Origin of the sequence: Arthrobacter alpinus (assembly GCF_001445575.1) — a bacterium.
GTDB lineage: Bacteria > Actinomycetota > Actinomycetes > Actinomycetales > Micrococcaceae > Specibacter > Specibacter alpinus_C.
Map to the genome: position 1 here is coordinate 2,222,451 of NZ_CP013200.1, position 24,431 is coordinate 2,246,881.

Below are 24,431 nucleotides of genomic sequence, written 5' to 3' on the forward strand. Positions count from 1 at the left end.
CTCGACCTCTGCCTATGTACTAATTTTACAGCGAGGGACCGACAATAGGCGATGGTGAATGGATGCTGACCACGGGTGTGGGTGTCTGTATTGCCGACTGGTTGCCGCTCCTTGTGGCGGCGATGCGGACCTCGAGCCGGGCTCGCTGATCGGAGTGGTCCCAGTCCGTGGCGCTGGGCGGTGCTCCAAGCGGCAGTCCAGAGTTGTCGATGTCCCATCGGTCGCGGTAGCCGGCGACGTCACGCACCAAGGACTTCCACGTTTCATCGTTGGCTTGCAGACCGGTTTGTGCCCGCAGTCGGTCCATCCAGGGTTCTTCGTTTGCGAGGGCGTGGACAGCCACCGCGGACAGCCGTTTGGCGATCCGATGCTGAACGTCGTCGAGCAGATCACGGAGGTCTTCCCTGTCCGTTAGAACTGACACCGGCGCCATGGTCAGTGAGGATGCGGCGGGTAGCCGCCGCTGGAGGACTTGCAGGAGGGAGTGCACGATAGCGGCAACGTCGCGGACGCCGGCTGCCGGCTCCAGCCCGCCGACCAAAGTTTGCTCGGCTAGGAAACGGTCTGTGACGGCGGTGCGCCGCCAGGATGCGACCAAGGCGCCCCAGGATGGGGACGCTTGCATCTCTGCCACAAGGCCGGGGGAGTGGGCGCTGATGAGGCGCGTGACGTCGTCGGACGCGGCTATCTGGGCCAGGTAGTCATACTCGGCGAGCAAGCGGGACAGGGAGTTGGCCTGGTTGCGTTGTTCATCGCGGACCTCGTGGGCAGTGTGTTCGGCGCCTTCGATGGAGAGTATGGTGCTGAGGATTTGCCGCCAGTCCGGCAGTGAGGACGGGTCCACGCCGTGGTGGTCGCGGGGTCTGGCTCGCTGATGTAGGCATGGTTGCCAGCCTTGCCGCGTGTCATGGAGACGTAGAAGAGTTCCCGGGTGAGCCTGCCTTCACTGACGAGGGTGTGGCCGGTGTCCACGGTGATTCCCTGGGATCGGTGGGCGGTGGTGGCGTAGCCAAGTTCCACGGACTCGGCGAGATAATCAGCGCCCATGATGATTCGTGCCCCGTTGTCCTGGCGGATCCCGGCGATGGAGCCGTCCGGATTGGGCGTGCCACTGATGATGATGAGGGTTCCATTGCGGATAAAGTTACCGGTGTCATCGAGGAGGTGACGGTCGTTCCGCCGTGCCAAGATGGTGTCGCCGCGTCCGGCGTGGAGGCCGTCGCTGAGGTCCACAGTGGCTTCTGCATCGACCGTGCCGGTGCCGACGCGGTCCGCTTGGGCGCGTTCGTTGAGCATGGCGACGGTGTCGTTGTCAGGGGCGATTAGGATCGAGGTCTTCCCGGTGCGGATGTCGGCGTCCCAGCGGTTGTAGGCGTCATCCACCATGGCGTCGTACGTGCCGCTGCTGATGCGCCCGTAGGCGGTGTACTCGGGAATGACGTCAAAGTCGCCTGTGCGAAGTTTCAGGGAGGCAGTGCGTTCCCAAACATTGGTGAAGCGCCAGACCGTGCTGAGTCGTTGGGCGCAGCCGGCCCGGTCAAGCCATCCAAGGATTCCGCCGGCGTCGATGGAGTCCAGTTGTGCCGGGTCGCCGACAAGCAGGATCTTGGCTCCGGCACCTGTGGCCTGATCCAGAAGTGCGGCGAGCTGGTAGGTGGAGACCATGGAAGCTTCGTCGATGATGACCAGCTGATTGGGCCGGAACTGCCACTTTGTCTGGGTCGCTGTGAGGGCGCTCATCCGCTGCGCAAGGCGCTCTAAGACTTTCCGGGCCTGTCCATCATGCCGCGGGTATTGACAGGCCGTTTGGTACCTTTCTGCTGTATCTGCATACTGTCCTGCTCGTATGGCTGCGCCCGGGCCGGTGGATTCGTAGAGCCATTTGCTCACGTTGTCCGTGGCCAGTCCGAGCTCCTGTCCCAGGACGTCGGCCGAGGCCGCAGCAGGGGCAAGCCCCACCACGGTCCCGGCACCGAAGCAGTCTTCCCACAGGGTTTTGACGGCGCTCATCGTGGTGGTCTTGCCGGTCCCGGCGGGGCCGACGACGGCGTCCAGTCGCCTTCCGCTGGCCAGGACGGCCTCGGCAGTCCTGGATTGCTCGACCTGCAGTGTGTCGCCACGGGTGCTGCGGAACTGTTCGAGAGCGTCCTTGACGGACGTGTGCTCGAGGTGAGGGCCGGCGTCGTTCGTGTGGGCGTTCATGATGGCTTCCTCGTTCGTCAGTGTGGAGACATCGGTGAAGAGGTGGGCGCTGGCCAGATCAAATACACTGTGGCCATTGAACGCAAGGTCGGGTGCTGTGGTGGGGATGGAGTAGCGAAACTCGTTTAGAGCAACAGACTGGGTCTCGGCGGAAGCGGCGATGGCATCCATTAGGCGGATCCGGTCGGCTGCAGTGGCGCAGCGGATCTCCTGACACACCCGTTCTGCCTCGGCGATGAGATTCCACCTGTTCCAGGTAGCCCGGCGCCTGGCGACAAGGTCCTTGACCAACCCGGCAGTGCTAGTGATCCAGGCCGCGTCGGCGTCGGTGAATGTGAGGGGGCGGGTGTGTGAGCGGTTGATGGTGGCCGCCAGCACGGTCTCGGGATCGAATCCCTTGGCCTGAGCCCTTTCACGCCACTGCCGAGTGCGTGTGTTCAGGGGGACGACGTCGTGATTCTTGGCGGTGCGGGTGGACAGTGTTGCCTGTTGCCGCAGTTTGAGTTTGACGGCGTTGCTGGGTTCCCGTCCGTGGGTATCGGACCAGTCATTGACGAGCCGGGCCGCTTCAATGTCGATCAGCCGGGACCTGCTGGAGAACTCGCGGATGAGTTCATCGTCGACGCCGGAGAGTTCGAAACTGTAATTGTGGATGGTGCTGGTAGGTGTGCGGACTTCGGCCTGGGTTCCTAGATCTCGGCCGAGTTGGTCATAGAGGAGCCCGTTGTAGTGTTGGCTGGCGGCAACGGTGACTTTGTAGAGTGTGCGTGAATCAAGGGTGGTCCAAGCGCCATCGCTGACGCGTTGGGCCCTGTTGGCGATGACGACGTGGGTGTGCAGCTGGGGATCTCCAGAGCGGGACTCCCAGTGGTCGAAGGCGGCCGCGATGGAGCCATGGACGCCGACATGTGCGACGCCGCCGTGTCCGGCGCGGGTGTGGATGGCGGAGCTCTCCAGCCAGGCCAGGGTGGCTTCCAGGGCCGCGTGGTGGGCCGCCATGACCTTGTCCTTATATCCGTCATCGCCGAGGGCCCAGAGCACGGAGACGGATTTGGGTACGCTGAAGGTCAGGTCAAAGCCGGCCACCGCAGCCCGGCGCACAGGCTGGCCGTTGGCACCGGTGACGGTGGAGGACTGGTTGGGTGTCCGGCCCAAGGATGCTCGCGTGGAGGGGTGCGCGCCTCGTTCAAAGAGGGCCTTCGCGGCAGCGTCGGTGACTGTGTCGTGTGGATTCATGCCGATACCGGCAAGTCCTGCGCCGAGCCATTGCCCGAGCGGGTTGCTGGCGGCGGTGTAGTAGCCGGTGAGGTCCCGGGTTTCGACGTCGGCATGGCTGGTTGTCTTCAGCAGATAGGAGACGCCGGCTTCGGTGGAGAGGCGGGCTATGGAGACGGTCATGACCTGCCCGTTTCTGTGTTCCAGCCGCGGCGTGCAAAGATCGACGCCGTCGACGGATCTAGTCGCGTGTTCGCGTCGGAGTGCAATGTTAGGACCTTGGCGGCGAGGTGTTGCATGTCCTTCATGGCCTGCCGTTCATGGACCTCACGCTGCTCGTTCTCGTCATGCAGGCGCTGCGCCAGGCGCTTGAGGTCATCGGCCTTCGACTGGGCCCGGGAAAGTGTCTGTGCGCTTTCGTTGAGCTGTTTGTAGGCGGTGGCCAGTTTGTCTTCAAATGACCGTGTCACGGTGGCGAGCTTGCGCTTGTTCGTACGACGTAGCTTTCGGATGGTCGCCTCATAAAGTGCTGTGAGTGCAGCCATCGCCTCCTGGTTGTTGGTAATGGACTGGTCCGCTCGGCCAGTCGTCCGTAGTTGTTCATCTTGGAAGCTCTGCCGGTATTTTCGTTGCCGTTGACGGTGGGCACACTCCGGTCGGCAGAAGAGCTGCCGAGGGCTGGCGGGTGTGAACGAGATATTGCATTCGGGGCAAGTGTGCGTAGTCATACATCTCCATGGCTCAAGGACTCCATTTCTCCATGACTAAACGTCACATTGCCGTCACGCGTGCTGTGACGGCCGCCACCGTCGGTGCCAACAGTGTGAAGGGCTTTTTGGTTACGGCAATTTCATGGTGGATGCGGGATGAATTGGCTGTCGGGGGCGAGCGCTGGTTTGGCAACTGGCGGTGATTGTGTGAAGGGTCAATGTAGGTGGGAGGTGTGGTGGTGTAGTCGCTTTTCTGGCTCGTTTGGGGTCTTCATCTGAAGATGTCAGTGGCACACTCTATCGTCGAAGACGTATTCTATTAGTGAATTTGTTATTAGAGGTGTGTTCGATGGTTGTTGATGAGCGTGTGAGTGTCCGGACGACTGCTGCGGGAAGCCCGTTGGAGTTTGAGTGGCGGGCGCGGCACTATCGGAGGACAGAGTTGCCGCTACGGTTTTTTACCCGTCGTCCTTGGTGGACGGAGCAGAACCGCATCCAGAAAGGTATTGGCGCTCAGGTCTTAGAGACAGAGATGTGGAGAGTAACTGCTGCGGGCCGTGGTCGTTCTGCCGAACGAGTATTTGAGCTTACCCATGAGGACTCTCACTGGCGGCTGTCAAGGATTCTTGGCTAGGCAAAAATGTTCATTCACTTGCATGTTGCCTCCGCCTTCTCCGCCCACTACGGGGTGGATTGGCCAGACACTCTGGCCGCCGCGGCTAGGGATGGTGGTGCCGACGCCTTGGCGATCACCGATCGTGATGGCCTCTACGGCGTTCCCAAGCACATTGCTGCCTGTCAGCGCGCGGGCATTGACGCGGTTCTTGGTGTGGAACTTGCAACCCTAGGACACGACGGCGCGGTCACCGGCCGCGTTGTCATTCTGGCCCACGGACACAACGAAGGAGCGGGCTACACGGCACTGTGCCGCTTGGTGTCCGTTGCTCACACTCACACAACGGTGGGGGTGAGTCTTGATCAGATTGCCAAGCATCTTCTGACCGATGCCGGGACGGTTGGGACCGTGCTGCTCGGCCCACTTTCAGATGTTGGTCGCAGGGTCGCATCGCGCCGAGACGGACTGCCCTTGCTCCGTGCGTGGCTGAGGGTACTTCCGACTGCGGCCGTGCGTATTGAGGTGGCTTCGCATCTTTCCGAGCCAGGGCAGCCGCTGAGTCATACTCACGCCATTCGCATGCTCCGCCTCGCAACCCAAACCGGACTCATGCCCGTGATGACCAATATGGTCAGGTATGCCGAGCCCGATGGTGCCATTACAGCAGACGTCCTTGACGCGGCCCGTGCACTGGCCTGTTTGGATGAGACCGGAGTCCAGCCAACTGCTCAAGGTTGGCTCAAACCCGTGACCACTATGAAGGCATTGGCCTCGGAAATTACGGCCCTAGGTCAGTTCGGGGATGGCGCTGCTAGAACGCTCCTCGCGAACACCGAAGACTTGGCGGATCAGTGCCGGATCGATCCGGTCGTCGATACAGGCTGGGGAATTCCTGTCATGCCGGAGGCATCCATCATCGGCATTACAGGCGATCCCTTAGCCGAGTTGTGGGAACGCGCGACAGCGGGTGTGACTAGCAGGTATTCAGGGAGCAGCTCCGCCTCCTTCGGGGTGATGCAGGACCGGCTTAAGGCCGAGATGGCGACCATCGCCGATCTGGGTTTCTCCTCCTATTTTTTGACGGTGGCTGAGGTGACTCGATTGATCCGGGAGATGGGCATTCGCTCGGCCGCACGCGGCTCCGGGGCCGGTTCGCTAGTCAACTACGCCCTAGGCATCTCTCAAGTCGACCCGATCCGGCACGATCTGTTGTTTGAACGCTTCCTCAGCACCGAACGACAGACCCTGCCGGATGTTGATATTGATGTTGAGTCAGCGCGGAGGCATGAGATCTACCACCGGATTTTCGAGCGCTTTGGTCCGGAGCGGGTGACCTTGATGTCGATGCAATCCGGCTATCGGGCCCGGGGTGCTGCCCGAGATGCTGGCATGGCCCTGGGTATGGCGCCAGAGGATATTGACGGGATCGCCAAAGGATTGTGGAGGTTCTCGGCCAGTGAATTTCGGGAAGCGTTGGATGAAAAGCCAGAACTGCGTGACCTAGCTGACCGGATCGAGGGTAACCGGCAGCTGGATCTTCTGGTCGATATTACGGAGCGCTTGGACCGGCTCCCACGCCATATCTCTATGCACCCCTGCGGGGTTATTCTCAGTTCCGCGACGCTATTGGATCGTACTCCGGTCCAGCCCTCAGGGACGGGGCTGCCCATGTCCCAGTACGACAAGCACGACATGGACCCTATGGGGCTAATCAAGCTAGACGTGCTCGGAGTGAGGATGCAGTCCGCGATGGCCTACGCCATCACTGAAATCCGCCGCACCACAGGAAAGAGAATCGATCTAGAAGCCGTACCGCTGGATGATGAGCCGACCTTTGAGCTCATCCGCTCCACCCAGACACTGGGGTGTTTTCAGATTGAATCACCCGGGCAGCGCGAACTCATTGGCAAACTTCAACCGACCGTCTTTGACGATCTCATCACCGACATTTCCCTTTTCCGCCCCGGTCCCATGCAAGCTGACATGGTCAAACCGTTTTTGAACAGGCGCGGCGGCTGGGAAACTGTCGCCCAACTCCACCCAGACTTGGAACCCGTGCTGCGCAGCACTTACGGGATCGTGGTCTTCCATGAGCAACTCATGCGAATCCTGGATATATTCACTGGCTGCGGGCTTGCCTATGCCGACGTCCTGCGCCGTCACCTCAGCAACGACGACAAACTGCCAGCTGTCGAGACATACTTTCGTGATCAGTCCATTCAACGGGGCTACACCCTCGAGGCGGTTGAGCGGGTGTGGGGTGTTGTGAAGGGATTTGGCTCGTTCGGATTCTGCCGCGCCCACGGGGCTGCCTTTGCCGTCCCCACCTACGAGTCAGCATGGCTCAAAACTCACTACCCGATCCAATTCTTGGCCGGCCTGTGGACTCATGACCCCGGCATGTACCCCAAGCGCCTTCTTATCGCCGAAGCTCGCCGGCTCGGCATCCCGATCCTCCCATTGGACGTCAACGCTTCCACGGATGAGTACGTCGTTGAACCTGCAGGTGATGGGGGCTTGGGGATCCGCATGTCCTTGTCGGATGTGAAAGGCATTCAAGCCAAGGAAGTCGAACGCATCCTCAACCAGCGTCCCTTTGATTCCTTGGCTGATCTCAAGCAACGCGCCCGTCTGCGGGTATCCACGATTGAGAGCCTCGCCCTAGTCGGAGCACTCGACTCTCTCTACACCGGAACTAATCACCGGAGCCGGCGAGACTTGGTGGCGTGGAACGAAGCGACCCGTCACAGCAAACGTGCGCACGTGATCCCCGGCCAACTCGCGCTACCCTTGCCTGCCATCGATGCCGCCACCATGGTCACTCATGAGCCGGACATGACTCCCACAGATGTCACCCGGGCCGAGCTGGACATCCTTTCCCTAGACGTGTCCTACCACCTCATGGAATCCCACCAACCTCTCTTGGACGAGCTCGGAGTCACTAAAGCCAAAGATCTCCTCAGCCTGCGCAACGGAACCTTCGTGCGAGTCGCGGGCGTCAGAGTCGCCACACAAACCCCGCCCATGCATGGAGGCAAACGCGTCGTGTTCATCAGCGTCGATGACGGCACAGGCTGCATCGACGCGACCTTCTTCGCCGACGCCCAGAAAGACGTCGATCCGCCGATTCTTTTCAATACCCGGTTGCTCTTGATTGAGGGAACGACTCGCCGCACTGGTCCGCGTGGCATGTCCCTCCAAGCGACAAACGCCACCGACCTCACAGAACTTTCGTTAGCGGCGCGAAATGGATGACACCACGCCTGAAGCTAATTGGATAGGTGCAGTGCACTACTTTCAGTAATATTCGGCAGAGTGTCGCATGAGCTTTTCATGCGACACTGGTTCTCCTGTTTGGTGATGGTTATTGGATGGCGAGCCTGAGCCGTTCGATTTTGGTGGGGTTGAATCCTGACCAGTGGTCGTGCTCGTTGACCACGACGATCGGGGCTTGAGAATATCCAAGGTCCTGAACGTACTCGAGGGCAGCGGCGTTCGTGGTGAGATCGACAACTTGGTAAGGGATGCCGGCATGGTCCAGGGACAGGCAGGTGAACTTGCATTGCTGGCAGCTTGGCTTGCTGTAGACGGTGATATTCATGGCCTTCACCTCACTCTCTGTTTCATCCGGGACGGCTTGTGTGGGTTTGTTAGTGGTTGTTCCGGTATGCGGTGTTCTTGTGTTGTGCCCAGCCTGAGACGATGCCGGCGCCAAGCATCTGGTCCAGCAGTCTGGCCAGGTGGTAGTCGGGGTCGAACGTCAGGGCGACGTGCATGTAGTTCGCAGCAGCTGTTCCTCTGCCCTTCCACCAGCAGATGTGCCCGAGTAGCGTCAACGGGGGAGCAGCATGAGTTGGGGCGGCGATGGTGAGCAGCTTCCGCAGAAGCTTCTCAGAGTTGTCGATGCGGTCCCATTGCGGCGCTTCTGCTGTGGTGCCGAAGAGTGTGGTGGCCATGGGTTCATTGATGCCGGGTATATCGGCGAGGATCTGGTCCCTGAATCCGACGTACTGCAGCGCGGCGAGGACTTCGACCAGCTGATCGTGAGTGGGTTCCGCTTCGTTGTCGATGAGATCCGTCCAGAGCCGGTAGGCCGCATGAAGGTTCTGGTCGGGGTTTGTGGCGATGTCCCGAAGTGCGGACTCGACGGCGTCGTGATCAACGGCGGCGAACAACTCGGGAATGGCCGGTGTGTCGCTGTGTGCGACGGCGCTGCCTTGGTAGACGAGTTCGGCATTGACTGTGCTGGACTCGATGGCTGACAGCGGGGTTCCCTTGCCGTACGTCGTGGGGTTGGCTCCGTCGTACTGGGCGAAGGACTCGGGGCCAACGATCCACACATCATGGACGAGCAGCCCTGCAGCCAAGAGCCTGTTCTTGAGTCCTTGGATCATGGCAGCGAAGGGCTTGGCGTTTCCCTTGTTCCAGGGCTTGTGGGTGAACAAGGCGACGAGGACGGCGGTGGCGTCGCGGTCGATGCCGACGGCGTGGGCGACGCGTTCAGCGTAGCTATCGCCGACGTCTTCGGTGCCGGGCAGGTTCACCCGGAGGGTGGGGCCGAGTGCCTTGCCGTCGAGTGCGACGCAGACGAGGCTTTCCTGTGGCCAGTAGCCGAGGCTGTGGCCCATGTAGCTGATGACGTCGGCCGGGCTGCTGATTCTGATCGGTTCCATTGTCTTGCTCCTCCTGTGTGAACGGTGGCTAGTTGTTCGCGGCCGCCTGCTCTGTTGGTGCCTTCTGGTAAAAGGAATCACCGCTGGGTATTAGGGGCCGGAATGCAACTTGGGGAACCGGGCACGGGGCATAAATTGTTTCGAGGAAATAAGCGACGCAGGAGCGCCGAGGAAGAATTTTTGCAGGAGGGACCGGCGCGCAGCGCCCTGGTTGCGTGAAGGACCCGCCCAGCGATGATGGGATACCAGAAGGCACAACGTGGTTTGGCAGGTGCTCATATGGGTCCACGAGTGGGGGTGCCAAGGTGGACTGACCGTTGGGTGCCATTGGCATAGCGGCCGTTTCTGCAGCCTCTTTGTGTTCATGCTTACTCATAGTGTTTTTGGGCGTTTACAACATGACCGGCATCGTCAACCACAGGGAGGGCGAGGCCGCGGGTGAAAGTTGCCGGATCCTCGAGAAGGTCTAGTCTGCGGAACTCCGCCACTCGCAGGGAAGGGACCGGATCGACCATTCACTCTGAGGCGGTGAAGGGGAGGTTCTGATGGTTCATGCCATGGAAGGCCGTGAGGAAAGGGCAGAGTTGTCTTCGAATGTTTCCTTCAAAATGGTTGCCAATGACTTCTCCTGGGGCATCTGAGCAGACTTATAAAGCTGTTGTGGTAGCTTCTAGGTCGTTAACGAGAAGTAATGTCGGTGCCTGTAGCTATTGTTGTATCAACACTAGAAGAGCTCGCTAGATTGAATTGGGGAAAATTGGCTGAACCTATAACGATGGTGCCTGATCCACACCTTATGGAGTCGATGAGAGCCGTTGGATACACCCTTGAGACGGCGATAGCTGATCTAATTGACAACTCAGTCACTGCTGGAGCCTCCCGAGTTGATCTTCTGTTCTCGGGCGACGGAACTAGCTACGTTGCTATCATCGACGATGGTGGCGGAATGTCAGCAGTGCAGGCTCAAAATGCCATGCGGCTGGCCGGCAAGAGTTCTCGGTCTGACAGAGAATCTCATGACCTTGGAAGATTCGGGCTCGGCCTGAAGACGGCTTCCATTTCGCAATGCCGTGATCTGACCGTCGTGTCAAAGCATGACGGTCTTGTCCATGGGTATCGCTGGGATCTGGACTACTTGATCGAGAAGGGTACATGGAGTTTACTTCAGCTGACGCAGGACGAATGTCGGAGCCTTCCTGAGTTTGCCGAACTCGACAAGAAGGCCACCGGCACTCTTGTTCTCTGGCGAAAATTGGATCAGCTCCAAGCGACAGCTGGGGACCTGGGTACTGGTCTAGACGAGAGTATGATTCGAGTCCGAAAGCACCTGAGCCTCGTTTTCCATAGATACCTTGCAGGCGAACACGGCAGGAAGTTCGTGATTGCCATAAATTATCGGCCCATTGAGGGGGCAGACCCATTGCTCCAATCTCATCGGGCAACTCAACCCGGTCCACTTGAGAAGATCCACATCGAAGGTGAAGTGATCGAGCTCCGGCCCTTCACTCTTCCGCACCTAAATAAGCTCAGCAGCGCTGACAGGCAAAGGGCACGCGTCGATGGATCCCTCAGAGATAGTCAAGGGTTCTACATCTATCGTGAAAAACGATTGGTCATTTGGGGGACTTGGTTCCGCATCGCCCTAAGCAAGAGCTCGGTAAATTGGCACGGGTACGAGTGGACATTCCCAATACCCTCGACCATTTGTGGTCGTTGGATATCAAAAAGGCGCAAGCCGTGCCCCCGCCTGCAATTAGAAACCGACTTCGTCAGGTCGCCGACAATATCGTGGGCCCAAGCCGACGGGTTCACGAATACAGAGGTCGACCGACGTCAAAGGGTCCGGTGAACCACCTCTGGGATGTAATCGATGACAGGACGTCTTTCCGTTATGAGATTAACCGGAACCATCCGGCGGTCCTCGCACTCGGTGAGAGCATGGTCTCCGAAGAATCAGCCATGCTGGGGACACTAATCAGCCTACTGGAACAGTCTTTCCCTGTTGATGACGTCTACAACAGACTCGGCCAAGACGCGATCCATACGCCTGCGGGGATAGACGACGCCGAACTCCATGTTTTGGCGTCATCATTGTGGGCTTCCCTAAAGAACAGTCTTAGCCCCCATGTCTTTGTTGATTCGATGCTCAATTCTGAACCTTTTAATAAAAATATTCGTGCTCGCGAAATCCTAGAAATTACGGTTGATGGCTCATGACAATTCCAAATGTAACAGTACCGTTGTCTGTTTTGGAAGGCGCCGTTTTTGGAATGCTCCAAGACCCAGAGACAGGAGAGTCTCGTTTGGGTCTTCAAGAAGCCGACGTTCGGACGGCGTTTGAAAGCCTAACGTCGATTTTGCGGACGGGTGCCACCGAAGACGAGCTAGATCAACTTGTGAGATACGTGATTGCGGCTGTCAGTGCAGATATCCTAGGGCCAGGGTCTGGAGGTGTTACAAAGAAAGATCACGAACCTTGGTTGAAAGAGGTCAAATCGGAGATCAATTGGCGTAGATGGCGAGCCTATCGAAAAATGCTTTCTAAGCAAGGCCGCTCAGGACGGGTATTAGAGAGGCTTGATACTTTCACCGATGACGTCCTCGATTTGGCCGGCAATCCCCAAAAGCCTGGTCCGTGGAATCGCCGTGGACTTATTATCGGGGATGTTCAGTCAGGTAAAACACAAAACTATTTGGGATTGATTAACAAGGCTGCTGATGCTGGCTACCGACTCGTAATTATTCTCTCTGGGAACACTGAGTATCTGCGCCGGCAGACCCATGAGCGAGTAGATGAGGGGTTTATCGGGCGCGACACTCGCCGCGTCGGAGTGCCGAAAAGTGCTGTACTTTCCAAGGACGTGCACATCGGTGTCGGCAAGATAGATCAGGAAGTAGCCAACGCTACGAGCCTAACGACTGTGCTCATGGACTACCTGCAGGCAACCAAGAACAATGTTGATGTTCCGCTTCCATCCAGCTCTTCCGGACCTCTTGTGTTTGTATTGAAGAAGAATAAACATGTCCTTGAGGCTGTCAATGGCTGGGCCCGAGGCAAGGCCGGAAATCAAGGAAAAATCGACCTGCCGATTCTCCTCTTGGATGATGAATCTGACTACGCCTCGGTAAACACCAGGGGCGCAGAGGATCCCACCGCAATCAATGGTGCGATTCGTAATATCTTATCTCGTTTTAACCGATCATCTTATGTGGCGATCACGGCTACACCTTTCGCAAATATCTTCATTGACTATGAGGCGACAGGTATTGTGGACAAAGACGGTGATGTTATAGGAGACGTGGTCGATGATCTCTTCCCTGAGGACTACATTTATCCTCTCGAAGCTCCGAATAATTACGTTGGTATTCGCGCGATGTTTGGATCAGATGATGATGAGCGACCCAAGGCTGTGCAAATTCTCACTGATGCGCAGGCGTGGATTCCTGTAAAGCATACCAAAAATCTGAAAATCAATGCACTGCCGGAGAGCCTTTTAGAGGCCGTTAGGGCATTCCTTCTCGTGAACGTCATTTTAGACAAGCGGGTCAAATCTCCGATTAGACGTTCAATGCTCGTGAATGTCTCTAGATTTACAAATGTTCAAGATGCAGTTGGTGAGCTACTGACCAGCGAATTAGACAAGTACAAAACTGCGATCGAACTTCACGCTCTCACGTACGCCGCGGGAAGTGAAAATACACTTCTTGATAAATTGAAAGTAACTTACGAAAAACAATTTGATTCAAAGTCACTTCCGTGGGAGAAAGTCCTTGCCCAACTTCATAAGTCTGTCGCCGATGTTCGAGTTAAAGTCTATAACTCCAGTGTCGATAAGGCAGAAACTAGCGGTGATGGGAAGGCGGAAGACGAAGATTACCAAGAGGAAGTACCGCCCCGACAAATTGCCGTTGGTGGTGACCTGTTGAGTCGGGGACTCACCCTTGACGGTCTTGTTGTAAGTTACTTCCATCGAAGCGTAGGTGCCGCCGACACGATGATGCAGATGGCGAGGTGGTTTGGATACCGGGATGGCTTCCAGGATCTCTGCCGTCTCTGGATAAGTGAGAAGACTGCAGCCGACTACAGATTTGTGGGAGCGGCAATTCAAGAGCTTCGCGACGATCTGGCCCACATGCGCCGAAATAACATGACGCCTCGAGATTTTGGCCTAGCTGTTCAACAACATCCAGAATCTCTGCTGATAACGGCGAGGAACAAGATGAAGGACACGGTTCAGTTCGAAAAGGAAGTGAACTTGTTGGGCCGCAATCTTGAAACTCGAAAGCTGTCGGCCAATCCCACTGTCCAAGCTGATAATTTCAGGCACACCCAAACTCTGATAAAGGCTGCCATCGAGGCTGGATGTTCCCCGGACGCCCAGTCGACTCGGAGGGGCTACACCAGGTTCAGGGGAGTCCCGAAAGAACTTGTAGCGGACTTGTTGCAGGGGTACAAAGCCGCTGAAGATGATATTTTCTTCACCGGTAGTGGCCTAGAACGAATGATCAGAGCCAGCCAAGGGGAACACTTTCAGACTTGGGACGTGACAGTAATGAACGGGCCCAAAAAGCGAGAGGGAACGGACCTTCCTGAATTGATGGAACTCGTTCCGGGCAGGCCAGTGTTCAAAGTTTCTCGAAACCTGTTACTCCGGAGTCTCAAGGCTAAAGATGGTACTCTCACCGGATCTTCTCTGTGGGTCAGCGGAAAGAAGACCCGATTGGCGGGTAGCGATGACTTACGTATGGTTCTTGATAAAGATGTCGAAGCCGCGGCCATTGCCTCCTATGGCGAGTACATAGCCAGTAGGCCCGTGGATCCGTCGGACACTGAACCGGCCACTCTCGTGCCAGAAAGGGCTTTCTACCGCAACCTCCCACAACCTCAGCTCATGATCTACGCAGTCACACCCAGCCATGAGGATGGCATTGTTGTTGAAAGTGAAACTGGCGTCGCGCCAGAGTCTTTCGCCGCGAAAAATGAACTTGATGATGTTGCCACGGATCCCAACACTGCGCTCATCGCGCTGAAGATTGCGCTGCCCACGTCGGACTCTGAATACGGCAGCAAGAATGGGCGCGTCAAGTACGTGCTCAACCGCGTGGCGCAAAAATACTGGATGGCCGACTATGAGGATCTGCTGTGACAGCTTCGGGATGGACCCCAGAACGTTGGCAAGATGAAGTCCGTGAGGGCTTGGTGAGTCTCCGGGAACTGGACCCCAATTCTTCGATCCGCCTAGTATATGGCGCGGATGAGGTTGGTCGTCTAAGTTTTGGTCTGATCACCCGACGTCCACCAGGGCTACCCCAGCTTTCGGAAGCGGTGACTATCGTCCGGGCGGAGAGAGAGCACGACGGCACTTGGATTCTGCTGTTGACACTTAATGATTCGAAGTTTAGCGATGTATTTGTACAACTCTGTGGTCATGTGCAATCGAAAGTAGCAAAATCCAAGACTGAGGCCGCAGGTATCTCAACCGCCATGGAGTGCTTCATGGAATGGAGGCAACTATTTCAGGCTTCAAAGAAGCATATTCTCAGTATGCAGGAGCGGAGAGGGCTGTTCGCGGAATTGGATTTCGCCTTTAATGTCCTAGGACGCCGAGTTGGTCCCACTGCGGTCGTCGAAGGCTGGCAGGGGCCCTATGGTTCTGACCAAGACTTTCAGTTCGTCGACGCTCACTATGAAGTAAAAAGCCGATATTCGACAACACACGCCCTGCAGATTGCCTCTGAGTACCAGCTCGAAGGCGACAACATCACCCTCGTTTGCGTGGAAATTGCAGGAAGCTCCAAGGAACTCCCCGGATTTAGAACTCTTCCTGAATATGCGTCATGGGCGAGAGAGTCATTGGCTCAAGACGGCGGAGATCTTGAGGTGTTCGATAGTGCATTGGAACAAATAGGTTTCAATCCCAATGACGAAGCATATTCGGAGGATTATTTCAAAGCCCAGAGCTACACCTACTTTGATGTTTCTGGCAGCTTTCCCCGCATTACCTCAAGAGACATCGCAGTTGGATTGTCAGGTGTGAAGTATCGAATTGATTTGACATCAATAGATGATTTTAAGATAGATGAAGAATCTGCTCTGAGTCTAATGAAAAGCTACGGAGGCGTCTAAAAATGGACCTTGAGAACTATCACGAAAATTTACTCGCATCCGTCGGATCGCTGGCCGACGCCGATGGTGAGTTCACCGCAACCGCCTTTGCACGTCATGCTACCGGACTTTTGACTGAAGCCGGTGAGTTCGATGATGCAGACGTACTGGACTTTGAGGGAACTGGTATACGGCGGCGAAAGTTGAAAGTGAACGGCTACGACTTGGACAACGCCGACAACAGTGTGGCATTGATCGTTACACTCCACGTCGGTTCCCCCGAGATTCAAGTTATTTCAGGGACTGAAGCTAGAGCTGCACTCAAAGCCCTACAGCATTATCTAATGGAGTCTGTCGACGGGACCTTTCTTGAAGGGAGGGAGGAGAGCGCTCCTGCATACCAACTTGCCTATGACCTACGTAATCGCGGCAAGAATGTCACTAGGTATCGCCTCTATTTACTAACCGACGGACAGTTAAGTAACCGTCTACGCGAGCTACCTAGCGAAAGCTTGAACGAAATCCCCGTTGATTATCAGCTTTGGGATATAAACAGGCTGCACCAGTTGCACGAGTCCCAGAGCGGGCGAGAGGCGCTTCAGATCGACCTCCGAGAGTGGCGTTCCGACGGTCTCGCGGCATTAAAAGTTGAATCCGCTCCGGAATTTGCCACGTATCTTGCCTCTGTACCTGGGACTGTGTTGGCGGGCCTGTACGGCAAGTACGGCAGCCGGCTTCTTGAGAGTAACGTCCGTTCTTATCTCACGAACCGCGGCAAGGTGAACAAGGGTATTCGGGAGACAATCTACTCATCACCCCAAAACTTCATGGCGTTTAACAATGGTGTGACCGCGACCGCGACTTCTGTCGTCATGGACGAGGATAATTCAACAATACTCTCGATAGAGGACTTGCAGATCGTCAATGGCGGACAGACGACGGCCTCGTTGTTCTTCGTCGACAAGGAAGCTAAAGGCAAAGATGTCCTGGAGAACGTATTCGTTCCCATGAAGCTTGTGGTGGTTGAAGCGGCCGTAGCGAGTGACCTTGTTCCGAGCATCTCAAGATTTGCCAACAGCCAAAATGCTGTGAGCGCGGCCGACTTCTTTTCGAACAGCCCATATCATGTCCGCATTGAAGAGCTGTCTCGACGAGTCTTGGCGCCCGCCACATCGGGGGCGACCTTCAATACAAAGTGGTATTACGAAAGAACTCGCGGGCAATACGAAAACGAGAAGAGTAAGGTGTCGCAGGCGGAAGCTTCTCGATTCGATAGGCTCTATCCCAAGAGTCAGAAGTTTGATAAGCCGGCCTTGGCAAAATACCTTATGTCATGGGACCAGCGGCCTCATGTCGTCAGCGGGGGAGCGCAGAAGAACTTTGTGGCATTTGCGGCCACAGTCCAACAGGCTTGGGATAAAGACGATTCCGCATTCAATGAGATTTACTTCAAAGAATCGGTTGCCAAGGCGATCCTCTTCACTTCAATTCACGGCGCTATAAGGAAGGCTCCCTGGTATAAGCAGGCCTACTTGGCCAACATCGTTGCCTATACGATATCCAAGATGGCTAGTCTCATTGAAGGTCATGGCCGAGGTCGGCTAATGGATTTCGCCTCGATTTGGCAAAACCAGTCCGTGCCTGAACATGTGATCAATGTAGCTTTAGACATAGGCGAATCCGTCCAAGTGGCCCTCACAAGCGAACACAGACCCACCACGAACGTAACGGAATGGGCTAAGAAAGCGGATTTCTGGAATCTCATACAGGCAATGCCAATGCGTCTTCCTGATACATTCGTCGCTGCCCTCGCGGACCCGGCCAGCATCGCACAGGCCCGAAAAACAGCTAAGGACACGCAAAAGATTGACGATGGAATCAATCAGCAGAAGAGGGTCTTTGAAGTACCTCTAGAACATTGGCTGGAGTTGCGTGACTTTTCGATCGGAAATGGCGTCGGCAGCCCCACGGATATGAGCATTCTTGACATGGTTACAGGGAGAAAGTCTGGTTTCCCAACTGAACGTCAATCGGCAAGGCTTTTGAATCTTGCGGCTGCGGCGAATGCTAGGGGATTTCAGACGTTTAGTCCTTGAGTTTTTGCAGCATCCCTGCCACGAGTTCACCGATCTGCTTTGACAATAGGGGAGGGACTGCATTTCCTACTTGATGGAATTGTTGAGTCCTTGGTCCCTCGAAGAAGTAGTTGTCGGGGAAGGACTGCAGGCGCGCCGCTTCACGCACAGTGAAACTGCGCGCCTGGCTGGGGTCCGGATGGATGTAGTAATGTCCGTCTTTTGAGATGTGCGAAACGACCGTCGTGGCAGGGGAGTCCCATACTTGCACTCTAAATCGGTCGGTGAATGGTGTGCCCGCTTTCCCGATGTTTCGATGTTCGGGATGAAGTGATTGCGGCAAATCAGTGTATTTCGGGCTCTTGCCAATGCGATCTGCTAGCTCTGCCATGACGCGGTATCGGGCAAGGTCTGAAACCATATGAGCCCGCGGATTGTTTTGCACAGGCAATGCCAGCTCACTTTCTCGGACCCAAGCCTCATAAGCTGCTACAGCGATCGATCCATTTTTCGCTGAGTCCGGTTTCGCAGTCACCTCTACCGCCCGGACATCCTGCAATGCTTTCGCTTGGACTGCTTTCCAGTCCTGATCAATTTTCGGTTTGCGGTTGGAAGTTTCGGCTCGGAGTCTTGGCATTCCTCGCAGGGCGGCTCGCACTGTGACAGCTCCATCTGCCTTGGTGAGCACTTGCCTCGGGATCATATGGGCAACATCACTTCGAATACCCAGAAGGATCACGCGATGGCGCTTCTGGGGAACGCCGTATTCTTCCGACCGGATGATGAAGTCAGACGGCTCAAGTTCGTCTGGATCCGCATCTACAACGAGTGAACGGATTTCATAGCGAGCGCCACTTGAAAGACGTGTGAGGTCGGCAAGGATCGTTTGGAACATGCTCTTGTCGCCATTCTTCGACGAAAGTAGTCCTTTGACGTTTTCCATCACGAATATGGTTGGCCTGAACTTGCTTAGGATATGGAGATACTCGCGGTAGAGGAAATGTTTATGGTCTGAGGCAAAAGTTTCGTCGCCTGTCCTGCGAGAACGGCCGGCCAGCGAATACGCCTGGCACGGCGGGCCGCCTATGAGGGCCCAATGGCCTCGTTGACTCTCCGGTCCAAGTTTAAGCGCGATATGGCGATCAACTTCAGGACGATTCTCCTCGCCGAGCTCTACGCGATACACATGCTGCTTAGCCGCCGTGTAAGCCGTTTTGAAGTCACCGCGGAGCGTTTCAGGCCAAGTCTTCTCACCACTTATGTAGGCAAAGTACGGCTCAAGATCGCTGCCCGTTCGCACTAGCTCTCGGTACGTAGCACGTAGCCGAAGAGTTTGACACGCAAAACTGTCCATCTCTAATGATGCAAGTGTCTTGAAGGCATAGTCGCCGTCATCATTCTTGACACTTGAGAATCCTTCGTTGAGGCCTCCCGGCCCTGCGAAGAGATCAATGATTGGAAACACACGCACTCCTTAGTATCTGACACTCCAAGGTACCAGGTGCCGCTGACATAGTTACTATGTTCCCCGAGGCACCAGTTGCCTCGAGATCGGTCCGAAACGTCTCTTCCGGCGCGGTAACGGGAACTGTCGTCTCGTTCAAAGTGACCATTATCATTTGGATCAAAGATTTCTTGGTGGGCTCGTTGGTGAGCTGACAGGTGGCAAGAGGAACGCAAGTTCGTTGGCGGAATGTGATCTCATCAAGATTTTCGAATTTTTCGTCGTAGTCAGTTCCATCAGATCCCAGCAGCGAAGTACGTGACCCCTAACCGAGCGACTGGCTACCAGAAACGACGATGGAGGGTTTGCGCGGCTGGTGATCCTCGGTTGGTAGCCCGACGTACTACATCGGTGTTCCTTTGAGATCAATTGCAACAGTTTGTTATTGGTGCTTGTTTAGAGCTCAGATGCAGGACGTGCCACTTATGGAGCCGTGAAGTTCATCGCCATCTTTGGGAGTATTGAGACCGTGGCACCGAGCAGACTGAGTCCGAACGCGCCGACTACCTTCACGGAATTGAAGCCACCCGGCGGTCTCGGACTGTATGTTTCGAACTGGTTAGCGCCCGTACCAAACGGACGGATTTAGATGAGTCCACGGCCCGTTTGACGGTGCGAATATGGGAACGGTCGAGCATCCAAGAAGTTTCTATCGTCGCATGATGTGGCTTGTCAATTCGACGCAATCTAATTAGACGCCATCTTGGTGGGTAGGGGCGGCCTCCGTGCGATCACTGACTCCGTGGTCAAGGGAATTCGGTGGCTGGCACAACGGCACCAAGAGGTGGCGCGGATGCCCATGCTGCTGGTTCCTGCGATGAAAATGGCTCGGCATTCGTTCATAAACGTGACCAGAAATTGAACCTATTTGCGTCCCAGAACAAGCCAAAAACGTGACCAAGTTTTCGTTCAAAAACGTGAGTAAAACGTGACTTGGGCCGTTTTTGGCCTTAGACGCCTCTGACCCGCGGAATATAACCGCAGGTCAGAGGCTGTTTTTGGTGCCCCGGGCGGGAATTGAACCCACGACCAAGAGATTAGAAGGCTCCTGCTCTATCCGCTGAGCTACCGAGGCGTTGGCCCAACCAAGGGCCGCATCTAAATTATCAGGTTTATTCGCTGATCTCTTCCTCCACAGGCGTGGCAAGGCCGGATAAGTCCACATTTGGGGGTTTCCCACTGGTGTACATCCTTCGATCGGCGTTGGCTAGAGCCCAAGGAAACATCGCCGTACCCGCGGCCCATCGAAAGGTAGTGAAATGGCAAACTACATCAGCCTCCGGGGATTTGTTAGCTCGGACATCACCATGAGCACCACGGACAGCGGTCTCGTGATCGCAAAATTCCGAATGGGTTCAAACACCCGTCAGCAGGATCCCATCACCAACCAGTGGGTTGACGGAAAGACCAACTGGTTTCAGGTCAGTGCCTTCAGGGCGCTGGCCACCAACGCCATGATCAGCATTCACAAGGGGAACCGGATCGTGGTCACGGGCAAGCTCAAGGTGACTTCTTACCTTCGCAAGGACGGGACGCCCGGAAACGGTGTGGACATCGAGGCGGACAGCATCGGCCTTGACCTCAACTTTGGCAACGTCACGTACCACCGCACGCCGTCGAACAGTCAAAATAACGGTGCCAGCGGTGCGGAACACGCTGGCGGATCGGTGCCCCCGGACATCGACGAAGGGGAATTCCCCAATCAGGATCCTGAAGATGCTGATACAACTGACGGCGGTGACAACGGAGACGGCGACCAAACTGACGACGGCGGGGACGACGAGCGCAGCGCTGCCCAAGGGCTCCAGGAGGGTGAACACGCTAACGAAGACACGGGGGAGATCCTGGTAGACGCAGCGCCCTACTAGCCGGGAGGGCGAGAGTGTCAGGCGGACATGGCACAATGGCGGGGTGACTTTGGAAAAGATGACTTCCCGCCGCCAGCCTGCTCAGCGCCGACTAGGAGTCAGGGCCGTTGGCGTGTCGGTTCTATTGGCTGCATCCATGGCCTTGAGCGGTTGCTCACTGTTGTCCAGCGAGTCGCCAGCCCCAGATCCAGCTCCGGCCGCCACCGCTAAGGCTCCAGCCAAAGTTGATGGAAAAGTACCCACAGCAAAGCCCGCTGAACCGGTCTCTGCCGCCGAGGAAATGTCAGGCAAGATGACTGCTTCGCTGCAGAAACTGGCTTCCGCCACCAAGTCGCCCAACCGCGAACAAATGATGGCAGCAATGCTTGAAGCTGGCGCCGTCAAGGAAAAGGTGGAGTTGTCCATCGACATCACACCCACAGGTCTTGCTGTTGACGCGGTTGAGTCGGCAACCTTAGTTGGTAAAGAGTGCGTCATTGGGCAGGTTCGGGACGGAAGTGTTGCTGTCACCACCCTTCCTGTTCTCGCTTCGGGGCTGTGCTTTGTTGGAGATACTCACTAACAACCGCTCTGTGGAGTGACCGTATTATGCCGCGTTGCTCACTTCCGTCGTAGCGAATGTGAGTTATATGCCCGCACCCACTAACCTTGGGGGTATGGCGGAATTTATTTATACGATGTCCAATGCCCGCAAGGCTGTTGGAGAAAAACTCATTCTTGACAACGTAAGTATGTCTTTCTACCCGGGTGCCAAAATTGGCGTCGTGGGTCCTAACGGTGCCGGTAAGTCCACCATCCTGAAAATCATGGCTGGTCTGGACACCCCTTCTAACGGTGATGCTCGCTTGAGCCCCGGCTACACTGTGGGCATTTTGCTCCAGGAGCCGCCGTTGAACGAGGAGAAGACCGTTCTGGGCAACGTCCAGGAAGGCGTTGGCGAGATCTACTCCAAGATCCAGCGTTACAACGAAATCTCCGAGGAAATGGCCAGCCCTGACGCTGACTTTGACACACTCCTTGAAGAGATGGGAAAACTGCAGGAAGCCATCGATACTGCCGACGCATGGGATATTGATTCCCAGCTCGAGCAGGCGATGGACGCATTGCAGTGCCCGCCGGGAGACTCCGACGTCACCCTCCTCTCCGGTGGTGAGCGCCGTCGCGTTGCTTTGTGCAAGCTCCTGCTGCAGAAGCCTGACCTGTTGCTCCTCGATGAGCCTACTAACCACTTGGACGCCGAGTCCGTGAACTGGTTGGAACAGCACCTCAAGAGCTACGCCGGCGCCGTTCTAGCCGTGACCCACGATAGGTACTTCCTGGACCACGTGGCGGAATGGATCGCTGAAGTTGACCGCGGTCACCTGTACCCCTACGAAGGCAACTACTCCACTTACCTGGAGAAGAAGCGCGCCCGCCTTGAAGTTCAGGGCAAGAAGGACGCCAAGCAGGCCAAGCGCCTCACCGAAGAACTCGAGTGGGTACGCTCCAACGCCAAGGGCCGCCAGACCAAGTCCAAGGCTCGTCTGGCTCGCTACGAGGAAATGGCTGCCGAGGCAGACCGCACCCGCAAGCTCGACTTCGAAGAAATCCAGATTCCGCCGGGCCCGCGCCTGGGTGGCATCGTGCTCGAAGCGGAAAACTTGAAGAAGGGCTTCGGCGATCGCATCCTGATCGACGGACTCTCCTTCACGCTTCCCCGCAACGGCATTGTTGGCGTCATCGGCCCGAACGGTGTTGGTAAGTCAACGCTGTTCAAGACCATTGTTGGTCTGGAAGAGCTCGACGGCGGAAACCTCAAGGTGGGCGATTCGGTCAAGATCTCCTACGCGGACCAGAGCCGTGGCGGAATCGATCCGGATAAGACGCTGTGGGAAGTTGTTTCCGACGGTTTGGACTTCATCCAGGTCGGCCAGGTAGAAATGCCTTCCCGTGCCTATGTTGCCGCGTTCGGTTTCAAGGGCCCGGACCAGCAGAAGAAGGCAGGTGTGCTCTCCGGTGGTGAGCGCAACCGCTTGAACCTGGCGCTGACCCTCAAGCAGGGTGGAAACCTGTTGCTTTTGGATGAGCCCACTAACGACCTCGACGTGGAAACCCTCAGCAGCCTTGAAAACGCGCTGCTGGAATTCCCCGGCTGCGCCGTCGTGGTATCGCACGATCGCTGGTTCCTGGACCGAATTGCTACCCACATCCTCGCCTACGAAGGCACCAACGAGAACCCGGCCAACTGGCACTGGTTCGAGGGTAACTTCGATTCCTACGAGGAAAACAAGGTTGAGCGCTTGGGTGCCGAAGCGGCACGCCCTCACCGCGTCACTCACCGCCGCCTAACGCGCGACTAGGCCCCACTTGCCGGCCTGAGAAATCGCTGACGCGATTTCTCAGGAACCTGGCAAGCGTGGGCCCAAGCGTGAGTATCTACTTGGAGCGCCGCGAGGCTGTGAATACACATAAAAATAGCCGGCCCTAAAAGGGGCCGGCTATTTTTATGCCTGTAAAGCGTCAGTCGTGTGGTGTTCCTTCAGGAATCCTGATCATGCCTTCTTGGGCAACGGAGGCGACCAGCACGCCGTCGCGCGTGTAGAAGCGGCCCAGGTTCAGCCCCCGTGCCTCCGACGCGCTGGGGGACTCGGCAACGTACAGCAGCCAGTCGTCCACCTGCACCGGACGGTGCCACCACATGGCATGGTCCAGGCTGGCAACGCTGATGCCCGGCGTGGCCCAATTGATCCCGTGGCGGCGCAGGGACGGCTCCAGCAGAGTGTAATCGCTGGCATAAGCCAGGGCCGCGCGGTGCAGATTTTGGTCCGCCGGCATGGGGCCCAACGTCTTCAACCACACAGCAGTATGGGCAACGTGCTCGCCCTTGACATCGAAGTAGATGTTGTGGCCGATGTGGCGGATGTCGAACGGGCGTTCGTAGGCCCAGGCGCGGGCCACGGGGTGGTCGATTCCGCCCAACAGTTCGGCCGACGTCGGAAGTGTCTCAGGTGCCACAATGCCACTAGGCATGGGTTCCTGGTGCTCCATGCCGGTGTCGGGACGCTGGAAGGATGCGATCAGGGACAGAATCGGCACACCGCTCTGGTAGGCGTGCGTGCGGCGGGCAGCGAAGGAGCGACCGTCGCGCAGGCGTTGTACGCCGAACGTCAGCGGGGATGCGGCATCGCCGGGGCGCAGGAAATATCCGTGCATGGAGTGCACCAGTTGGTCCTCGCCCACAGTGCGTGCCGCCGCCATGATGGACTGCGCCAAGACCTGCCCGCCAAAGAGCCTGGGCCGTGGTGCACTGGCATCGCCGAGCCCCACGAAGACATCTTCATCGGTCTGGGCCCCGCCGGCATCGGAAAGATCCAACATGCGCAGGAGCGTTTCCATGGGATTTGTTGCTGATGGTGTCACATTCATAACCGTGACTCTATGTGTCAAGGGGATGCCGCGACAAATGGGCAATCCCGTATGAAT

General features: G+C 56.7%; 18 protein-coding genes and 1 tRNA gene. 11 read left to right on the plus strand and 8 right to left on the minus strand.

Features of this window, described 5'->3' with window-relative positions; genetic code table 11:
- Positions 1-25: 25 nt before the first annotated feature.
- Genes AS189_RS20240 through AS189_RS09775 form a run of 3 tightly spaced genes read right to left on the minus strand, consistent with a single transcriptional unit; the run spans position 26 to position 3,962 of the window.
- Complete coding sequence (locus tag AS189_RS20240) at positions 26-718, minus strand: hypothetical protein (protein ID WP_062288129.1); 693 nt, start codon at positions 716-718, stop codon at positions 26-28.
- Positions 685-3,600 (minus strand): MobF family relaxase, encoded by a 2,916-nt coding sequence (gene mobF, locus AS189_RS09770; protein ID WP_062288132.1) that lies wholly within the window; start codon positions 3,598-3,600, stop codon positions 685-687. Before mobF ends, AS189_RS20240 begins: the two co-directional genes overlap by 34 nt.
- On the minus strand, positions 3,597-3,962 hold the full coding sequence (locus AS189_RS09775) for a hypothetical protein (protein WP_062288135.1): 366 nt from the start codon (positions 3,960-3,962) through the stop codon (positions 3,597-3,599). The genes mobF and AS189_RS09775 overlap by 4 nt, the downstream gene beginning before the upstream one ends.
- Positions 3,963-4,177: 215 nt before the next feature.
- On the opposite strand from AS189_RS09775, the gene AS189_RS20245 reads away from it, so the two are divergent.
- From AS189_RS20245 to AS189_RS09780, 3 genes are all read left to right on the plus strand, one after another.
- Positions 4,178-4,330, plus strand: a complete 153-nt coding sequence (locus tag AS189_RS20245; protein WP_160320819.1) for a hypothetical protein — start codon at positions 4,178-4,180, stop codon at positions 4,328-4,330.
- 146 nt (positions 4,331-4,476) lie between these two features.
- Positions 4,477-4,761 (plus strand): DUF6504 family protein, encoded by a 285-nt coding sequence (locus AS189_RS21240; protein WP_424580381.1) that lies wholly within the window; start codon positions 4,477-4,479, stop codon positions 4,759-4,761.
- A gap of 6 nt (positions 4,762-4,767) precedes the next feature.
- Positions 4,768-7,998, plus strand: a complete 3,231-nt coding sequence (locus AS189_RS09780; RefSeq protein WP_062288138.1) for a DNA polymerase III subunit alpha — start codon at positions 4,768-4,770, stop codon at positions 7,996-7,998.
- 109 nt (positions 7,999-8,107) lie between these two features.
- On the opposite strand, the gene AS189_RS09785 is transcribed toward AS189_RS09780, so the two are convergent.
- Complete coding sequence (locus AS189_RS09785; protein WP_062293349.1) at positions 8,108-8,344, minus strand: glutaredoxin domain-containing protein; 237 nt, start codon at positions 8,342-8,344, stop codon at positions 8,108-8,110.
- 49 nt (positions 8,345-8,393) lie between these two features.
- A complete protein-coding gene (locus AS189_RS09790; RefSeq protein ID WP_062288141.1) occupies positions 8,394-9,416 on the minus strand; it encodes a DUF4192 domain-containing protein in 1,023 nt (340 codons plus the stop codon).
- A gap of 691 nt (positions 9,417-10,107) precedes the next feature.
- On the opposite strand from AS189_RS09790, the gene AS189_RS09795 reads away from it, so the two are divergent.
- From AS189_RS09795 to AS189_RS09815, 5 genes are all read left to right on the plus strand, one after another.
- Positions 10,108-11,265 carry an ATP-binding protein gene (locus AS189_RS09795; RefSeq protein WP_082634205.1) on the plus strand — a complete coding sequence of 386 codons (1,158 nt, stop codon included), beginning with the start codon at positions 10,108-10,110 and terminating at the stop codon, positions 11,263-11,265.
- Positions 11,266-11,354: 89 nt separating this feature from the next.
- Positions 11,355-11,633, plus strand: coding sequence for a hypothetical protein (locus AS189_RS09800; protein ID WP_129587235.1), 279 nt, complete (start codon positions 11,355-11,357; stop codon positions 11,631-11,633).
- The gene (locus AS189_RS09805) at positions 11,630-14,563 is read left to right on the plus strand and encodes a Z1 domain-containing protein (RefSeq protein ID WP_082634206.1); all 2,934 of its coding nucleotides are present in this window, start codon (positions 11,630-11,632) and stop codon (positions 14,561-14,563) included. Before AS189_RS09800 ends, AS189_RS09805 begins: the two co-directional genes overlap by 4 nt.
- Positions 14,560-15,543 (plus strand): PD-(D/E)XK motif protein, encoded by a 984-nt coding sequence (locus AS189_RS09810; RefSeq protein ID WP_082634207.1) that lies wholly within the window; start codon positions 14,560-14,562, stop codon positions 15,541-15,543. The genes AS189_RS09805 and AS189_RS09810 overlap by 4 nt, the downstream gene beginning before the upstream one ends.
- A 2-nt stretch (positions 15,544-15,545) precedes the next feature.
- Positions 15,546-17,618 carry an AIPR family protein gene (locus AS189_RS09815; protein ID WP_062288154.1) on the plus strand — a complete coding sequence of 691 codons (2,073 nt, stop codon included), beginning with the start codon at positions 15,546-15,548 and terminating at the stop codon, positions 17,616-17,618.
- On the opposite strand, the gene AS189_RS09820 is transcribed toward AS189_RS09815, so the two are convergent.
- The gene (locus AS189_RS09820) at positions 17,608-19,062 is read right to left on the minus strand and encodes a DNA cytosine methyltransferase (RefSeq protein ID WP_237759809.1); all 1,455 of its coding nucleotides are present in this window, start codon (positions 19,060-19,062) and stop codon (positions 17,608-17,610) included. The genes AS189_RS09815 and AS189_RS09820 overlap by 11 nt on opposite strands.
- Positions 19,063-20,100: 1,038 nt before the next feature.
- A tRNA-Arg gene (locus AS189_RS09825) sits at positions 20,101-20,176 on the minus strand.
- A gap of 184 nt (positions 20,177-20,360) precedes the next feature.
- On the opposite strand from AS189_RS09825, the gene AS189_RS09830 reads away from it, so the two are divergent.
- The 3 genes from AS189_RS09830 (at position 20,361) to ettA (ending at position 23,308) form a co-directional block, all read left to right on the plus strand.
- Positions 20,361-20,969, plus strand: a complete 609-nt coding sequence (locus AS189_RS09830) for a single-stranded DNA-binding protein (protein ID WP_062288158.1) — start codon at positions 20,361-20,363, stop codon at positions 20,967-20,969.
- Between the two features lie 43 nt (positions 20,970-21,012).
- Entirely contained in the window at positions 21,013-21,531 is a 519-nt protein-coding gene (locus AS189_RS20730) for a DUF6993 domain-containing protein (protein ID WP_237759810.1), read from the plus strand.
- A gap of 94 nt (positions 21,532-21,625) precedes the next feature.
- Positions 21,626-23,308, plus strand: coding sequence for an energy-dependent translational throttle protein EttA (ettA, locus tag AS189_RS09840; RefSeq protein ID WP_062288161.1), 1,683 nt, complete (start codon positions 21,626-21,628; stop codon positions 23,306-23,308).
- A 160-nt stretch (positions 23,309-23,468) separates the two neighbouring features.
- On the opposite strand, the gene AS189_RS09845 is transcribed toward ettA, so the two are convergent.
- The gene (locus AS189_RS09845) at positions 23,469-24,374 is read right to left on the minus strand and encodes an acyl-CoA thioesterase (protein WP_062288164.1); all 906 of its coding nucleotides are present in this window, start codon (positions 24,372-24,374) and stop codon (positions 23,469-23,471) included.
- Between the last annotated feature and the right edge of the window lie 57 nt (positions 24,375-24,431).

Coding starts and splice junctions, on each gene's coding strand:
- mobF (WP_062288132.1), bottom strand. CDS start 3,600: ATGACCGTCTCCATAGCCCGCCTCTCCACCGAAGCCGGCGTCTCCTAT.
- AS189_RS09775 (WP_062288135.1), bottom strand. CDS start 3,962: ATGGCTGCACTCACAGCACTTTATGAGGCGACCATCCGAAAGCTACGT.
- AS189_RS20245 (WP_160320819.1), top strand. CDS start 4,178: ATGACTAAACGTCACATTGCCGTCACGCGTGCTGTGACGGCCGCCACC.
- AS189_RS21240 (WP_424580381.1), top strand. CDS start 4,477: ATGGTTGTTGATGAGCGTGTGAGTGTCCGGACGACTGCTGCGGGAAGC.
- AS189_RS09780 (WP_062288138.1), top strand. CDS start 4,768: ATGTTCATTCACTTGCATGTTGCCTCCGCCTTCTCCGCCCACTACGGG.
- AS189_RS09785 (WP_062293349.1), bottom strand. CDS start 8,344: ATGAATATCACCGTCTACAGCAAGCCAAGCTGCCAGCAATGCAAGTTC.
- AS189_RS09790 (WP_062288141.1), bottom strand. CDS start 9,416: ATGGAACCGATCAGAATCAGCAGCCCGGCCGACGTCATCAGCTACATG.
- AS189_RS09795 (WP_082634205.1), top strand. CDS start 10,108: ATGTCGGTGCCTGTAGCTATTGTTGTATCAACACTAGAAGAGCTCGCT.
- AS189_RS09800 (WP_129587235.1), top strand. CDS start 11,355: ATGGTCTCCGAAGAATCAGCCATGCTGGGGACACTAATCAGCCTACTG.
- AS189_RS09805 (WP_082634206.1), top strand. CDS start 11,630: ATGACAATTCCAAATGTAACAGTACCGTTGTCTGTTTTGGAAGGCGCC.
- AS189_RS09815 (WP_062288154.1), top strand. CDS start 15,546: ATGGACCTTGAGAACTATCACGAAAATTTACTCGCATCCGTCGGATCG.
- AS189_RS09830 (WP_062288158.1), top strand. CDS start 20,361: ATGGCAAACTACATCAGCCTCCGGGGATTTGTTAGCTCGGACATCACC.
- ettA (WP_062288161.1), top strand. CDS start 21,626: ATGGCGGAATTTATTTATACGATGTCCAATGCCCGCAAGGCTGTTGGA.
- AS189_RS09845 (WP_062288164.1), bottom strand. CDS start 24,374: ATGAATGTGACACCATCAGCAACAAATCCCATGGAAACGCTCCTGCGC.